This is a genomic window from Delftia sp. WSY_16, assembly GCF_043104415.1.
Lineage (GTDB): Bacteria > Pseudomonadota > Gammaproteobacteria > Burkholderiales > Burkholderiaceae_C > Comamonas > Comamonas tsuruhatensis.
Map to the genome: position 1 here is coordinate 105,573 of NZ_JBICKS010000019.1, position 16,194 is coordinate 121,766.

11 protein-coding genes are annotated in these 16,194 nt (G+C 67.7%); 7 read left to right on the top strand and 4 right to left on the bottom strand.

What is annotated here, in order from left to right; all coding sequences use genetic code 11:
- Window positions 1-7: 7 nt before the first annotated feature.
- Complete coding sequence (locus ACF8O7_RS09935; protein ID WP_043790781.1) at window positions 8-1,330, bottom strand: NAD(P)/FAD-dependent oxidoreductase; 1,323 nt, start codon at window positions 1,328-1,330, stop codon at window positions 8-10.
- Window positions 1,331-1,727: 397 nt separating this feature from the next.
- On the opposite strand from ACF8O7_RS09935, the gene ACF8O7_RS09940 reads away from it, so the two are divergent.
- Genes ACF8O7_RS09940 through ACF8O7_RS09950 form a run of 3 tightly spaced genes read left to right on the top strand, consistent with a single transcriptional unit; the run spans window position 1,728 to window position 3,144 of the window.
- Window positions 1,728-2,003 (top strand): ParD-like family protein, encoded by a 276-nt coding sequence (locus ACF8O7_RS09940; RefSeq protein WP_016447576.1) that lies wholly within the window; start codon window positions 1,728-1,730, stop codon window positions 2,001-2,003.
- The gene (map, locus tag ACF8O7_RS09945) at window positions 2,000-2,806 is read left to right on the top strand and encodes a type I methionyl aminopeptidase (protein WP_016447577.1); all 807 of its coding nucleotides are present in this window, start codon (window positions 2,000-2,002) and stop codon (window positions 2,804-2,806) included. Before ACF8O7_RS09940 ends, map begins: the two co-directional genes overlap by 4 nt.
- Window positions 2,807-2,808: 2 nt before the next feature.
- Window positions 2,809-3,144: an SMR family transporter gene (locus tag ACF8O7_RS09950; protein WP_012206837.1), complete on the top strand. Its 336-nt coding sequence runs from the start codon at window positions 2,809-2,811 to the stop codon at window positions 3,142-3,144.
- Window positions 3,145-3,171: 27 nt separating this feature from the next.
- On the opposite strand, the gene ACF8O7_RS09955 is transcribed toward ACF8O7_RS09950, so the two are convergent.
- The 3 genes from ACF8O7_RS09955 to ACF8O7_RS09965 form a co-directional block, all read right to left on the bottom strand.
- The gene (locus ACF8O7_RS09955) at window positions 3,172-4,818 is read right to left on the bottom strand and encodes an acyl-CoA synthetase (protein ID WP_392414706.1); all 1,647 of its coding nucleotides are present in this window, start codon (window positions 4,816-4,818) and stop codon (window positions 3,172-3,174) included.
- A gap of 471 nt (window positions 4,819-5,289) precedes the next feature.
- Window positions 5,290-6,762: a hypothetical protein gene (locus ACF8O7_RS09960; protein WP_392414707.1), complete on the bottom strand. Its 1,473-nt coding sequence runs from the start codon at window positions 6,760-6,762 to the stop codon at window positions 5,290-5,292.
- A gap of 3 nt (window positions 6,763-6,765) precedes the next feature.
- Window positions 6,766-8,103, bottom strand: coding sequence for an SPFH domain-containing protein (locus ACF8O7_RS09965; protein ID WP_016451278.1), 1,338 nt, complete (start codon window positions 8,101-8,103; stop codon window positions 6,766-6,768).
- A 265-nt stretch (window positions 8,104-8,368) separates the two neighbouring features.
- On the opposite strand from ACF8O7_RS09965, the gene ACF8O7_RS09970 reads away from it, so the two are divergent.
- The 4 genes from ACF8O7_RS09970 to rpoD all read left to right on the top strand — a co-directional run bounded on the left by ACF8O7_RS09970 (window position 8,369) and on the right by rpoD (window position 16,081).
- A complete protein-coding gene (locus ACF8O7_RS09970; protein ID WP_016447581.1) occupies window positions 8,369-9,094 on the top strand; it encodes a response regulator transcription factor in 726 nt (241 codons plus the stop codon).
- Window positions 9,091-11,307, top strand: coding sequence for a sensor histidine kinase (locus tag ACF8O7_RS09975; protein ID WP_392414708.1), 2,217 nt, complete (start codon window positions 9,091-9,093; stop codon window positions 11,305-11,307). Before ACF8O7_RS09970 ends, ACF8O7_RS09975 begins: the two co-directional genes overlap by 4 nt.
- A gap of 41 nt (window positions 11,308-11,348) precedes the next feature.
- On the top strand, window positions 11,349-13,385 hold the full coding sequence (gene dnaG / locus ACF8O7_RS09980) for a DNA primase (protein WP_016447583.1): 2,037 nt from the start codon (window positions 11,349-11,351) through the stop codon (window positions 13,383-13,385).
- Window positions 13,386-13,645: 260 nt separating this feature from the next.
- Window positions 13,646-16,081: an RNA polymerase sigma factor RpoD gene (rpoD, locus tag ACF8O7_RS09985; RefSeq protein ID WP_392443255.1), complete on the top strand. Its 2,436-nt coding sequence runs from the start codon at window positions 13,646-13,648 to the stop codon at window positions 16,079-16,081.
- Window positions 16,082-16,194 lie beyond the last annotated feature (113 nt).

The window sequence follows — 16,194 nt, forward strand, 5'->3', positions numbered from 1 at the left end:
CGGCCGCTCAGTCCAGCCGGATCGACGGGCGCAGGCGCGAATTCATCAGATCAATCAGCCACAGCAGCCCGCCGCGCCAAAAGCCGTAGATGCGGGCCTGGTGCGAGCGGTACAGCATGATGTGGCTCAGCATGGCCATGCGCCCGCGGATCACGCCGCCGTTGAACAGGCCGAATTTGCCCAGCGATCCATAGGCGTCGTAATGGGCCAATGACACCAGGGCACCAAAGTCGCGGTAGGCAAAGCCTTCGGGACGGAAACCCGGCTCCTTCAGCAGGCGCGGCAGCGTCTCCACCAGATAGCGGGCCTGCTGGTGCGCCACCTGGGCGGTGGGCGGCAGCGGCACGCTGGCCCCGGGCAGGGTGAAGCTGGCGCAATCCCCCACGGCGTAGACATGGGGGTCGCTGGTCTGCAACTGGCCGTTGACCTTGAGCTGGTTGCCTTGCGTGGTCTCCAGGCCCAGCTGCGCCAGGAAGGCCGGGGCCTTCACGCCCGCTGCCCAGACGCGCAGGCCTGCGGGGACGAACTCGCCGCTGGCCAGCACGAACCCCTCTTCGCTGGCCGACTGCACGCGGCCGTTGACGATCACCGAAACGCCCAGGGCCTGCAGCCGCAGGCGCGTGGCTTCGGAAATCTCTTCAGGAAAACCGGGCAGCAGGCGCGGCCCGGCCTCGATCAGCACGATGCCGAAGCGCGCGGCCTCGCCCAGCGCGCCGTAGGCCCGAGCGCTCTCGGCCAGCTGCACCAGCTCTGCCGCCAGTTCCACGCCCGTGGCGCCGCCGCCCACGATGGCCACGCGCAGCTGCTCGCCGCTGGTCATGCAGCGCACCATGCGCAGGCGGATCTCGCTGTTGAAGGCATCGGCCTTGCGGCGCGAGTCGATCATGAAGCAGTGCTCGTCCACGCCCGGCGTGCCGAAATCATTGGCGCCGCTGCCCACGGCGATCACCAGCCTGTCGTAGGCAATACGCCGGCCCGGCACGATCTCGCGGCCATCGGGCGCCTCGATGGGGGCCAGCAGCACCTCGCGGGCCTCGCGGTCCAGGCCGCACATTTCGCCGGGCTGGTAGGCAAAGCTGGCGTCGCTGGCCTGGGCCAGGTAGGTGGTCTGCTGCTGGGCCAGGTCGCGCGTGCCGGCCGCAATGGTGTGCAGCATGGGCTTCCAGACATGGGCCGAATCGCTGTCCACCAGGGTCACCGAGCCGATGGCCCCCGTGCGCCCCTTGCCCAGCGCCGTGGCAATCTCCAGCCCCGCCACGCCACCGCCCACGACGACGATGCGCGCCCCGCCCGATGCCGTTGCCGAACCCGCTTCTTGTTCCTTGCCCATTGCTGCTCCCTGCCGGAAGGCCCGGCCGGCCGCACCATGCGCCGGCTTGCAGGACATTCGCTTCCAGACAGTCTTGATTCTTGTCAGTTTGGGTAGCAGGCGACTTGCTAGGGGTAAGCCCCAGATCTGCAACAGATATCTGATAGAAGACCGCCGATCACACCGAGCAGGGTCTTGTACAGGACCGCGCCGCAGGAAAAACATCACCTCTGTCGGAGGGCCAGCCGGACCTGATCATTGCGCTATCAACACAAGAGCATCCGCCCCGTCCGTCACGCAGCATCGCCGACGACATGACGGCCTGCATCTGCAGGCCTGCACGAATGCCCCGCTGCCGGGCCCGCGATTTGCGATTGTCAATATACGAAACGTATATTCCCCGTATGATCGCCACCCCATGGGAATCGTCAAAATATCCGACCAATTGCACGACCAGATCCGCCTGTCCAGCGCGGCCCTGGGTCGATCCATCAACGCCCAGGCCGAGCATTGGCTGCGTGTCGGCCAGTTGGCCGAACACCATCCCCATCTCGACTACGCAGGCATCTGCGCCCTGCTGCTGCAAGAGGCCGCGGCCACGCTGAAGCTGGGCGAGCCCGAAGCGGCGCCGGCTCCCGCCGATACGGCAGCGCGCCGCCCGCGCCCCGTGCGCCTGTCGGAAGGCCTGCAATGAGGGGCGCCAAGCTGCGCAGCGTCCCGCTGCACGATGCCCTCGATATCGGGCAATCACGCAAGGCCGGTGGCCTGGCCGCCCGCGTCCTGCAGATGCTGGTGCCCCACGTGCAGCCGGGCGTCAGCACCGAGCACCTGGACAGGCTCTGCCATGACTTCATCGTCGACGAACTGCGCTGCGTGCCCACCAACGTGGGCTACCACGGCTTTCCGAAGACGGTCTGCACCTCGCCCAACCACGTGGTCTGCCACGGCATCCCCGACGCCCGTCAGATCCTGCGCGAGGGCGACATCCTCAATGTCGATGTGGCCGTGACCACGCCCGAGGGCTGGATCGGCGACACCAGCCGCATGTACTACGTGGGCCAGCCCTCCAACCAGGCGCGCCGCCTGGTGGAGACCACCTACGAGGCCCTGCTGGCCGGTATCCGCGCCGTGCGCCCCGGCGCCACGCTGGGCGACATCGGCCATGCCATCCAGACCGTGGCCCAGCGCGAGCGCTTCAGCGTGGTGCGCGAGTACTGCGGCCACGGCATCGGCAAGGTCTACCACGACGACCCTCAGGTGCTGCATTACGGCCAGCCCGGCCAGGGCATGGTGCTGGAGGCCGGCATGATCTTCACCATCGAGCCCATGCTCAACGCCGGCAAGGCTGCCACGCGCGAACTGGCCGACGGCTGGACGGTGATCACCAACGACAAGTCGCTGTCCGCCCAGTGGGAGCACATGGTGGTGGTGACCGACACGGGCTTCGACGTGCTCACGCGCTGGCCCGAGGGCACGGGCAACTACGCGGCCATCTGAGCATGGCGTCCAACTACCTGTACCTGGGCCTGGCCATCGTCGCCGAGGTGGCGGCCACCTCCTGCCTCAAGCAGTCCGAAGGCTTCACGCGGCTGTGGCCCAGTGTGGTCACGGTCCTGGGCTACGCGCTGGCCTTCTACTTCCTGTCGCTGACGCTGCGCACCGTGCCCACGGGCGTGGCCTATGCGATCTGGTCGGGCGCGGGCATCGTGCTGATCTCCCTGGTTGGCTGGCTCTGGCAGGGCCAGACGCTGGACCTGCCCGCGCTGGCGGGCATGGGCCTGATCGTGGCGGGCGTGCTGGTCATCCAGCTGTTTTCCAAGACGGCCGGACACTGAGCCGCTGCCCGCGCTGCGGCCCGGCCCTCAGCCCGTGATGGCCTGGACCGATCCGGCCTGGCGGCGCAGCTCGAACTTCTGGATCTTGCCCGTGCTGGTCTTGGGCAGCTCGCCAAAGACCACGGCGCGCGGCACCTTGTAGCCGGCCAGGTGCTTCTTGCAGTGGGCCACGATGTCTTCGGCCGTGGTCTGCGCGCCGGCCTTCAGCTCGATGAAGGCGCAGGGCGTCTCGCCCCACTTGGGATCGGGTTTGGCCACCACGGCGGCGGCCAGCACGGCCGGGTGGCGGTAGAGCACGTCCTCGACCTCGATGGACGAGATGTTCTCCCCGCCCGAGATGATGATGTCCTTGCTGCGGTCCTTGATCTGTATATAGCCGTCCGGATGCTGCACGGCCAGGTCGCCCGTGTGGAACCAGCCGCCGCGGAAGGCCTCGTCCGTGGCCTGCGGGTTCTTCAGGTAGCCCTTCATGGCGATGTTGCCCTGGAACATGATCTCGCCCATGGTCTGGCCGTCATGGGGCACGGGTTCCATGGTCTCGGGATCGAGCACGCTGGCCGAGCGCTGCAGGTGGTAGCGCACGCCCTGGCGTGAATTGAGGCGCGCGCGTTCGCCGATGTCCAGCCCATCCCAGGCTGCATGCTTTGCGCAGACCGTGGCCGGGCCGTAGACCTCGGTCAGGCCGTAGACATGGGTGATATCGAAGCCCAGCTGCTCCATGCCCTCGATCATCGAGGCCGGCGGCGCGGCGCCTGCCACCATGGCCTTGACTCCGGCGGGCACTCCCTCCTTCATGGCGGCCGGCGCATTGACCAGCAGGCCGTGCACGATGGGCGCGCCGCAGTAATGCGTGACGCCGTGGTTGCGGATGGCGTCGAAGATGGCCTGCGCCTCCACCCGGCGCAGGCAGACGTTGACGCCGGCGCGTGCCGCCACCGTCCACGGAAAGCACCAGCCGTTGCAATGGAACATGGGCAGGGTCCACAGGTAGACGGCGTGCTTGGGCATGTCCCACTCCAGCACATTGCTGATGGCATTGATGGCCGCACCCCGGTGGTGATAGACCACGCCCTTGGGGTTGCCCGTGGTGCCGCTGGTGTAGTTCAGCGCAATGGCGTCCCACTCGTCGGCGGGCAGTTGCCAGTCGAAACCGGCATCGCCGCCGGCCACGAAGTCGTCGTAGTCCAGGCTGCCCACCTGCTCGGCGGCCGGGCCGTACAGCGCGTCCTCGACCTGGATCACCAGCAGCGGCGCGCTGCGCTGGCGCAGCTTCAGCGCCTTGGCCACCACGCCCGTGAACTCCGGGTCCACGATCAGCACCTTGGCCTCGCCATGGTCCAGCATGAAGGCAATGGTTTCCGCATCCAGCCGCGTGTTCAGCGCATTGAGCACGGCCCCCGCCATGGGCACGCCGAAATGCGCCTCCACCATGGGCGGCGTATTGGGCAGCATCACGGCCACGGTGTCGTTCTTGCCCACGCCCGCCTTGTTCAGGCTGCTGGCCAGCTGGCGGCAGCGCGCATAGGTCTCGCCCCAGTTGCGACGCAGCGTGCCGTGGACCACAGCCATCCGCTCGGGATAGACCTCGGCCGTGCGGGCGATGAAGCCCAAGGGGCTGAGCGGCGCATGGTTGGCGCTGTTGCGGTCCAGGTGCTGGTCGTAAATGTGGGTCATCGTGGTCTCCGGTTCGCTGGGTTTTCTGGTGAGATGCCCGCCTGCCGCCGCAGGCTGGCGAAACCTGAAGATATAGCAAGACAGGCTTACACAAGCTTGATGCGCATCCACCCGGATCGCCACCGCACAGGCCCGGATAACCAAAGCGGCATGCATGGTCTTTGCAGAGCATCAAAACTTTCAGAATTTCATGAAAATTGAAAATACCTATGCAGAACAATCACTTGACCTGCCTGCAGGCGCGCCTGTGACTGTCCCCCAGGCGACTGCACAACCAGGGTCCTCTATAAGACATCATTTATCAGATGACTCGGCCGCGCGGCCCCGGCTTCACTCGTAGAATCGCCGCTTGGATTCGCCGGCCAGCACCGCTGGAAGGCGAACAAGGAGTTCCTAGAGGAGTCGCCTGGCAACGCTCCAGGCATCGTTGGAGACGAGCCTGCACCCCACCGGTGCAGGCTTTTTTTTGCTTCAGCGCAGGCTCAGGGACTGGCGCTTCCAGGCCGGGTCCTGCCAGCGCTGGAACAGCGGCAGGGCAGACACATCGCCGGTCACGCGCTCGGTGGCCAGGCCGTCCAGCCGCACCACTTCGAAGCTCTTGCGGTAGCGGCCCTGGCCACGGGCCTCGCGCGCCACCAGCATCAGCTGGCCGCCAGGCAGCCAGCCCGCCCATTCGGCCACGCCGGTCTCCGGCGCGGTGGCGGCGGGGGGAAGCACATCGGCCAGCCAGCCGCCTTCGGTCTTGCGCAGCACCCACAGTTCGCGCCAGCCTTCCAGCGGCTGCACGGCCAGGGCCACGGCCGTGCCCTCGCGGTTGGTGCTGGCCGATGCGGCCCACACCACGCCATAGGTGCAGCGGCGCAGCAAAGGGGCCTTGGCGCCGTGCTGGGCGTCCACCAGCAGCACGCAGGTTTCGCCGGCAGCACCGGGCTCGGTCAGCAGCGTCGGGCGGGCTCCGGCAGCAGGAGCCGCAGCAGCAACAGGCGCCAGCGCCCAGCGCACGGCGCTCACCCGCATGGCCGCGTCGTTGTAGGCGCTCTGGTCTTCATCGGGCAGCTCGGACTTGCTGACGCTCGTGAACTCGGCCAGCGCCCGGGCGGCCGATGCCGCCACGGCAGGGTCGGCCATGCTCTTGCGCGCCTGCTGAAAGGCCAGCGCCGCCCACACGCTGGCGCGACGCATCTGCACGCGGCCGCGCAGGTAGGGCGGCAGGCCGGTCACATCCACGCGCTCCAGCACATCGGCCTGCCAGGCATGCATGCGGGCGCGCTCATGGGCCGGCAGATCGGGGTCCACGCATTCGGGCCGTGTCAGCGCCAGGGCGGCACGGGCGCGCTGCGGCGCGTCGGCGGCCGGCATGGCGAGCACGCGGCGGAAGAATTCCCCTTCGTAGCAGACCTGCATGCGGCCTTCGACCTCATGGGTCGCAAAGCGCAGGCCGTAGCCGCTGGCCACATCCAGGTGGGCCGACAGCGTGGCGCCCGAGGTCTTGCCGGGCGCAGCGGCGGAGGCGCGCCGCGCCAGCCGGTCGGCAAAGCCGCCCAGTGCGTCGAAGGCCTGCGCGCCTTCGGCGCCAGCCAGGGTCCTGGCGGGCGCGGCCTGCAGGTAGGCGGCCGCCAGGCCGATGCCCAGCGCCTCGGCACCGGGCGTATCCTGCACGAAGCGCAGCACGGCCAGCAGCGCGGGGGCATCGGCCTCTGTCAGGGCCACACGGCGCACATCGCTGGCGCGGATGAAGCCGCCGCGCTCGCGCTTGTGGTCCCAGACCTGGAGGTAGTCCAGGCGTTCGCCCCTGATCTCCAGCACCTCGCCCTGCCACAGGCTGGCCTGCTGCTGGGCGCCATCGCGCGGCGCGGCGCGCAGGCTGGCCTGGTCCTGCACCACGATGGCGCTGCCCATGCCGGTGGCCAGCGCTGCGGCGGCCAAGGTCGATACGGTCAGCATGGCTTATTGCTCCTGAACGGCTGCGTTGGCATCTTCGGCCGCCACGGAGGCTGCGCCGGCCTGTGCATTGCGGCTGCCGCCCAGCAGAGCCGCGCCGATGAAGTCGCCATTGGTCGGCGGGGGCGCGATGATGACCTGGATCTTGTCCGAGAGCTTGTCGGCCAGCGTCTTCTGGATGAGCAGCGGGTAGCGCGTGACCAGGGTGCCTTCGCGCGCCATCTGCTCGGCGTTGACCTTGCCCAGGCGGTCCATGCGGAAGGCCTCGGCCTCGGCCAGCTTCTGGCGTGCATCAGCTTCGCCGTTGGCCTCGATGCGGCGGGCCTGGGCGCTGCCCTCGGCAGCTTTCACGCGGGCCACGCGCTCGGCCTCGGCTTCCAGCTGGCGCTGCTCGATCTGGCGCTGCTTGAAGGGCAGCACATGCTTCATGGCCTCTTCCTGGGCACGCGCCGCAATCACCTGCTCGCGTGCGGCGGCTTCGGCGGCCACTTCGCGGCGCACCTTGTCGGCATTGGCGTCCAGCTCGGTTTCCTTGACGCGCTTGTCCTTGAGCTCCAGCGTGTAGCGCATCTTCTCGGAGGCCAGCTCCTCGGCCAGCAGGCTGTCCATGCCGCGGCGGTACTCGGCGGGCAGGTCCACCTTGCCGATCTGGATGCTGCGCAGCGTCACGCCGTCGGCCGCCAGGCGCGTGCGCAGTTCGGTTTCCATGATCTGGGCGATCTCGGCACGCTTGGTCGAGAAAATCTCGCGCACGGTGTAGCGTGCGAACACCTTGTAGACCAGGCCCTGCACGGCGGGCTCCACGATGTCGCCGCCTATGTCCAGAGGCAGGTTGCCGGCCTTGACGGCGGGCGATGCGGGATCAAGCGCATAGCGCACGTTCAGGTCCAGACCCAGGGACAGGCCCTCGACCGACTGCAGGGGTGCGCTGCCATTGGCCTGGCGCATGGCCTCCGGACGGTAGCTCTGGTCGCGCAGGGAGAACACGCGCACCGTGTGCAGGCCCGGAACCACCCACACGCTGCCATCGCGCCACAGGCTGACGGAGCCCGTGAACTGGTTCAGGCGCACGCCCAGCGTGCCCTGCTCCAGGTGCTGCACGGGCGGGTTGCGCACCACCACCAGGCCGGCCGCCACCACCACGGCGCCGATGGCCAGCCAGCGCACGGTACGTGCCGTGGGCAGCAGGACTGCCCAGTCCACGGGCTGGCGGCGGGGCGCGTTGCCCGGCAGCGTGCCGGCGTCGGCTGCAGGCTCGGAGAAATCGGCGGTGCCGGCTCCGTCCAGGCGGGCGGACTTGCGGCCTGTCAGGGCCTGCATGATGCGGTTCCAGGTGGCTTTCATGGTGTTCTCTCTCTCGGCTGTGATGGCTGTTGTTGGCTGTTGTTGGCTGTTTCTGAGGCACCGGAAACAGGGGTGGCTCATTGAGGACCGATTGTTCGGATCCACCCCGGAAGCAACAACGCAGCGCACGGACCAAAGCGCTCACACCGGCGGCGCAAACGCTCCGGCCCCGGAAGAAAAACTCACACCCGGGCCGGCGCAGGGCCGAGATAATCCCGCGAACACCGCCACGGCGGCCTCCCCGACCCCACCACTGCACAGCCCCATGACCCGTATCGCCGTGATCGAAGACGACCTTCCCACCAGCAACCAGTTGGCGGGATGGATACGCAGTGCGCGCAGCGGCATCGTGATCGACCAGTGGTTCACGCGCGACGAGGCCGAGGCTGCCCTGGCGCGCGAGCACTACGACGCCGTGGTGCTGGACATCGAGCTGGGCCGCGAGCGCCATGCCGGCGTGGCCCTGATCAACGCCATCAACAAGCTGGGCCAGGGCACGCCGGTGCTGGTGGTGTCGGCCATGCCGGCCGCCATCTACCGCAGCATCATGAAAGCGCTGGACGCCTGGGACTACCTGCAAAAGACCACCTTCGAGGAGGCGGACTTCATCGAGACCTTCCTGGACATCCTGCGCACCACGCAGCGCGCGGCGCCCGTGGCCGCGCAGGCCGCCGCAGCGCCCGCAGGCGATGCCCTGGTGCTGGACCCGCTGTGGCAGCGCACGCCCACCTGGCGCGGAGAGCGCATCAACCTGCCGCTGACGGCCCAGCGCATCCTGGCCACGCTGCACCAGCGCAGCGGCGAAGTGGTGTCCTACGACGAGCTGTTCGAGGTGGTCAAAAGCGGCCGCAACCGCGACAACGTGCGCAAGCACGTCAGCACCATCCGCGAGGCCCTGCGCGAGGTGGACCCGGGCTTCGAAGGCATAGAGAACGTGCCCATGCGCGGCTTTCGCTGGGTGGGCCAGGCCGGCGCCGCCGCCCGCGCATGAAGCGCCTGCTCAACCCCAAACTGGAGCTGCCCCGGCTGGAAGTTCCGCGCCTGGGCCTGGCCGCCTTCCGCCAGCGCATCCTGCTGCGCGGCGTGTTCGTGCTGCTGGCCGTGGCCACGGTGGCGCTGAGCGTGGTGGTGCTCAAGGACGAGAAGGAACGCGCCTGGCAGGCCTACCAGCACGGCTTTGTGCGCAGCCAGGCCGAGGTCATGGCGCGGCTGCGCCATCCTTCGGGACGCTTGGCCCTGCTCAATGCCGGACACCTGGGCCAGGGCGTGACACCGCTGGCGCCGCTGCTGCTGCCCTACGCGGCCATCGACTTCGACGATCCGCAAAAGTCCCAGCAGGCCGTGGAGATGGCCGGCTGCTCGGTGCAGTATCCCGATGGCGCCTCGCTGTGCGCGGCCATCGGCAACAATCCCTACGCAGGCGGCTTCATCTATCTGGTGGGCAGCTTCTTCGCAGGCGAGCTGACACCGCGCGAGCGCGGCTCGCGCGAGCCCGCCCAGGCGCACCGCACCCGCATCACGCTGGACATGCGCGGCAGCACCTACCGCTGGATCGCCCCCTATGAGGCCATGCCGCAGCAGGGCAACAAGTCCGGCAACGGCGAGCACGGCCGGCTCACCGGCTTTGTGGACAACGGCACGCCCCAGCTTGACGCCCGCGCGCGGCCCGTGCGCGATTTCCGTGGCTGGCTCTGGCAGAACGGCCATTGCCGCGACCTGCCGCCTGGCGTGCAGGGCCATGCGGGCAATGACAAGACGCCCCCTGCAGCCGATTGCCTGCGCCGCACGCACTACTCCATCCGCCTGCCGGTCGAGCTGTTCCGCGAGGCCCTGTTCCGCAGGGACGTGCGCCCCGTCTGGCCGCCCGAAGACCTGGGCAGCATGCGTGTGCGCGTGGAAATGCTGGCCCCGGGCGAAGCGGCCGCGCCCCTGTTCGACAGCAATGCGCCGGGGGCACAGCTGGCCGCCTCGCTCAACGACATCTCGCGCAGCCTGCTGCCCGGCGAGCGCGTGCAGATCCGCAAGGTGGGTGCCGACGAAGCCAGCGCCATCACCCTCAAGGGCGTGGATGTGCAGGCCGCGCCGTCGGCGCCCTGGCTGCTGCGCCTGATCAGCTGGCTGCCGCTGCATGCGGCCGGCGTCTCCGCCGCCACCATGACCCCGGCCGTGCCCACGGGCCAGGACATTCTGGACACGCCCACGGGCAACTACACCGTCAGCTTCACCGGCCACCCGCGCGATGTGGAGCAGGGCCTGGCCGCCGTGGCCACGCGCCTGTCCTGGTACCTGGGCGCCATGCTGGCCGCCATTGCGCTGGCCTGGCTGATCGTCGAGCTGGGGCTGATCCGCCGCGTGACCGCCCTCACCCGGCGCGCCGCCGCCGTCTCCTACAACGTGCAGGACGGCCATGTCGGGCCACGCCTGGGCGATCTCGAAGTGTCGGACCTGCGTGGTTCCGACGAGCTGGGCATTCTGGCCGGCGGCCTGGCCGACCTGCTGCAGCGCGTGAAGGACGACCTGCAGCGCGAGCAGCTGCGCGCCCAGCAGGAACGCGACATGTGGCATGCCGTGGGCCACGAGATCATGTCGCCCCTGCAATCGCTGATGGTGCTGTACGGCCCCGACGACCCCGGCCACCGCTATGTGCAGCGCATGCAGCAGGCCGTGCATGTGCTCTACGGCACGGCATCGCCGGCCGAGGCGCTGCAGGCCGCCACCGTGCCGGAGGGCCGGCTGGACCTGGACGCCTTCCTCAGCCACGTGGCGGCCAACGCGCACTATGCGGGCATTGCCGATGTGGTCTACGAAGGCGGGAACAAGAGCGGGAGCGCGGGAGCCGCCGGCGCCGTGATCGTGCGCGCCGACGAATTTGCCCTGGAGGACGTGGTCACCCACATCCTGCGCAATGCCGACAGCTACCGTCCGGCCGGCACGGCCATCACGCTGTCGCTGTCGGCCTCCGAGTCCACCGCCAGCGCCACGCTGCACAACCAGGGCGCCACCATTGCGGAGGACCTGCTGGAGCGCATCTTCGAGCTGGGGGTGTCCGCGCCCCAGGAGCCTTCTGCCGCCAGCGGCGCCGAGCACCGGGGACAGGGCCTGTTCGTGGCCAGGACCTACATGGCCAAGATGGGCGGCACGATCAGGGCCCACAACACGCGCGATGGCGTGGCCTTCACGCTGACCTTCCAGCGCCTGGGCTGAGGGCCGGGCGCTGCCGGCCAGTGCCCCCGGGGCACGGCCGGATGGCCCCGCGAAGGCACAATACGCGGGTGTCCATTCCCCAATCGTTCATCCAGGAGTTGCTCGCGCGCGTCGACGTGGTCGACATCGTGGGCCGTTACGTACAGCTCAGGAAGGGCGGCGCCAACTTCATGGGCCTGTGCCCTTTCCACAGCGAGAAGTCGCCTTCCTTCACCGTCAGCCCCAGCAAGCAGTTCTATCACTGCTTCGGCTGCGGCAAGAACGGCAACGCCATCGGTTTTCTGATGGACCATGCCGGCATGGGCTTCGTTGAGGCCGTGCAGGATCTTGCCGGCCAGGTCGGCCTGCAGGTGCCGCAGGACGACATCAGCCCGGCCGAGCGCGAGCGCCAGGCCGCCCAGAAGCAGAAACAGGCCACCCTCACCGACGTGCTGGAAAAGGCCGGCGAATCTTTCCGCAAGCACCTGAAGGCCTCCCCCCAGGCCATCGAATACCTCAAGCGCCGCGGTGTCTCGGGCGAAACCGCCAGGCGCTTCGGCCTGGGCTATGCGCCCGCCGGCTGGCGCAACCTGGCCAGCGTCTTTGCGCATTACGACGATCCGCAGCTCGAAGAATCGGGCCTGGTCATCGTCGGCGAGGACGACGGCAAGCGCTACGACCGCTTCCGCGACCGGCTGATGTTTCCCATCCGCAACGTCAAGGGCGAGTGCATAGGCTTCGGCGGCCGCGTCTTCGGCGACGAGAAGCCCAAATACCTGAATTCGCCCGAAACCCCGGTGTTTCACAAGGGGCGCGAACTCTACGGCCTGTTCGAGGCCCGCACCGCCCTGCGCGACATGGGCTATGCGCTGGTCACCGAAGGCTATATGGACGTGGTGGCCCTGGCCCAGCTGGGCTTTGCCAACGCCGTCGCCACGCTGGGCACGGCCTGCACGCCCGATCACATTCACAAACTGTTTCGATTTACTGACGCCGTCGTTTTCAGCTTCGACGGCGACGGGGCGGGCCGGCGCGCCGCGCGCAAGGCGCTCGATGCGGCCCTGCCCTATGCCAGCGACACGCGCAGCGTCAAATTCCTCTTCCTGCCCGCCGAACACGACCCGGACAGCTTCATCCGCGAATACGGCAGCGAAGCCTTTGCCCGCTACGTGGGCGACGCGCTGCCGCTGAGCCGCTTTCTCATCGAGGCGGCCAGCGAAGGCTGCGACCTGGGCCAGGCCGAAGGCCGTGCCCACATGGCCAGCAATGCCCGCCCCCTGTGGACAGCCCTGCCTGACGGCGCGCTCAAGCGCCAGCTGCTGGGCGAGATCGCCGAACTCGTGCAGCTCGATGCGCGCGACCTCTCCGACCTGTGGTCGCAGGAAGCCGCCCGCAGCGGCCCGGCGCGGGGCTCCATGGCCGGCGGTGCTTCCCATCCGGGCCAGCAGGCCGGCCATGCACCGGCCGCGCCCGACTGGGGCCAGCCTGTCGAATACGGCGCGCCTTCGGGCTGGCACGAGCGTGGCGGCCATGGAAGCGGCGCGGGCGGCTGGCGCAGCGGCGAGCCCGGGCGCGGCGGCAAAAAGCCCTGGCCGCGCAAACCCTGGGACAAGAATGGCCGGGCCGACTTCAACCCGCCCCCCATGGGCCCGCGTGGCGCGCCAGCCACACGCACCGACCAGGCGGCACGCCTGCTCATGGCGCACATGGAATTCATGGAAGAACTCACCCACGAGGACTTCGAGGCACTGGCGCACTGCTCAGGCGAACATGGCGCCATGTTCCGCTGGATGGAGGCACAGTTCCAGGAATCCGGTGCCCGGCCCTTTGCCGTGCTGCGCGAACAACTGCGCGGCCTGCCTCACGAAACGCTGGCAGACAGGCTCATGAGCGGCCCCCACGCGCATCCCGAGGGCGAACTGCCCGAGCTGCGCCGTGAGTTGCGTGATGTCCTCAATCGCATGGTCATCGTCCACATCAAGGCCCAGATCGACGAAGCCTTGCGCGACATGGCACGGGACCCCAGCGCCGCCCAGCGCTATCGCGATCTCTTTGCCCGACAGCAGGCCCTGGAAAACCAGATGCGCACTTCCTCTTGAAATCGAGGTAAGCAGATATAATTGGGGGCTATCGGCAAGAGCGACAGCAGCACCTCCGGACCGGGCCCCGTGACGAACTCACGTGATTGCAGCAACTGCACGGCCCAATTTCCCGCAAGGACTGCACACCAAATGATCGCCCAGACATCTTGCCTGGAATATGTACGCTTCCCTGGCGGGCCTAGTCCGTCCGCGCGCGCTTAGGCGGCGCTTGTTTGAGTTTCCCTTTGTGTGTGTTCGCTCCCGACCGTGAGGTGCTCATGCCCGTTTCAAAGTCCGTGAAGTCCAAGCAGGCCCCCGAAGCTCCAGCGAAGCCCAAGACTTCGACAAACTCTTCAGCCCCGGCCGTCAAGGCCGGTGCCGGCAAAGCCGCTGCAGGACCGAAGAGCGCCGCATCTGCGGCCAAAGCAAAGAAAGATACCGACGTGGTAACCAAGTCCCAAGCCGAACTCAAAGCCATGGCCGACGAACTGCTCGCCGCCGCGACGCCCAAGCGTGGCCGCAAGAAGGCAGCCGAAGGCGACGACGCCCCCGCCCAGACAGAAAAGAAGCCTGCTGCCGCCAAGAAGGCGCCGGCCAAGGCCGCCACCTCCACCGCTGCAGCCAAGACTCCCGCCAAGCGCGGCCGCAAGCCCAAGGCCAAGGAAGCGGGCGACGACATGGACGACGCCGACCTGTCGGACATCGATGGCGACATCGATGGCGAAGTGGAAGGCGAAGTCGAGACCGAAGTGGAAGTCGAGGTCGAGGCCTCCTCGGCCCCGGCTGAAAAGGTCAAGCCCCTGCGCATGAAGATCAGCAAGGCCAAGGAACGGGCCTTGATGAAGGAATTCGGCCTGGACGAAACCGTCCTGACCGAAGAGGAAATGTCCACCCGCCGCCAGCGCCTGAAGGCGCTGATCAAGCTGGGCAAGACGCGCGGCTACCTGACGCACAGCGAAATCAACGACCACCTGCCCGACAAGCTGGTCGATGCCGAGACGCTGGAAGTCGTGATCTCCATGCTCAACGACATGGGCGTGGCCGTCTACGAGCAGACCCCCGACGCGGAAACCCTGCTGCTGAACAACACGGGCCAGTCCGCCACCACCGAAGAGGAAGCCGAGGAAGAGGCCGAAGCCGCCCTGTCCACGGTGGACTCCGAATTCGGCCGCACCACCGACCCCGTGCGCATGTACATGCGCGAAATGGGCACGGTGGAGCTGCTGACGCGCGAAGGCGAGATCGAAATCGCCAAGCGCATCGAAGGCGGCCTGATGGACATGATGGAGGCCATCTCGGCCTCGCCCGCCACCATCGCAGAAATCCTGGCCATGTCCGAGGAAATCCGCGAAGGCAAGGTCGTCATCTCCACCATCGTCGACGGTTTCGTCAACGCCAATGAGAACGACGACTACGTGGCCGAAGAAGACTTCGACGAATACGACGAAGAGGACGACGACGACGGCAAGGGCGGCTCCAAGGCACTGACCAAGAAGCTCGAAGAACTCAAGAACGAGGCGCTGCGCCGCTTCGACGCCATGCGCGAGAACTTCGACAAGATGCACAAGGTGTACGACAAGGAAGGCTACGGCACGCCCACGTACATCAAGGTGCAGAAGGCCCTGACCGAAGAGCTGATGACCATCCGCTTCACGGCCAAGACCATCGAGAAGCTGTGCGACCTCGTGCGTGCCCAGGTCGATGACGTGCGCAAGAAGGAACGCGAGCTGCGCAAGATCATCGTGGACAAGTGCGGCATGCCGCAGGAAACCTTCATCGCCCAGTTCCCGCCCAACCTGCTGAACCTGCAGTGGGTGGTGGAGCAGGTCGCGGCCGGCAAGCCCTGGAGCAGCGTGCTGGAGCGCAATGTCCCGCCCGTGCAGGAACTGCAGCAGAACCTGATCGACCTGCAATCGCGCGTGGTCGTGCCGCTGGACGAGCTCAAGCGCATCAACAAGCGCATGAACGACGGCGAGCGCGCCAGCCGTGACGCCAAGAAGGAGATGATCGAGGCCAACCTGCGCCTGGTGATCTCCATCGCCAAGAAGTACACGAACCGCGGCCTGCAGTTCCTGGACCTGATCCAGGAAGGCAACATCGGCCTGATGAAGGCCGTGGACAAGTTCGAATACCGTCGCGGCTACAAGTTCTCGACCTATGCCACGTGGTGGATCCGCCAGGCCATCACGCGCTCGATCGCCGACCAGGCGCGCACCATCCGCATCCCGGTGCACATGATCGAGACCATCAACAAGATGAACCGCATCTCGCGCCAGCATCTGCAGGAGTTCGGCTTCGAGCCCGATGCGTCCATCCTGGCGGCCAAGATGGAGATCCCGGAAGACAAGATCCGCAAGATCATGAAGATCGCCAAGGAGCCGATCTCCATGGAAACGCCGATCGGCGACGACGACGATTCGCACCTGGGCGACTTCATCGAGGACACCAACAACACCGCTCCCGTGGACGCCGCCATGCAGGCCGGCCTGCGCGACGTGGTCAAGGACATCCTCGACGGCCTGACCCCGCGCGAAGCCAAGGTGCTGCGCATGCGCTTCGGCATCGAAATGTCCACCGACCACACGCTGGAAGAAGTGGGCAAGCAGTTCGACGTCACGCGCGAACGCATCCGCCAGATCGAGGCTAAGGCCCTGCGCAAGCTCAAGCATCCGAGCCGCTCGGACAAGCTGCGCAGCTTCATCGACTCGCTGTAAGGCGCTGTGGATGCCGCCCCCCGGGCCGGCAACCGCCCCCTGGAAAGCCCCGCACTCCACTGCGGGGCTTTTTTGTTTGTGGCCGGCCATCTGCCGGGCAGGGCGATGGCGGC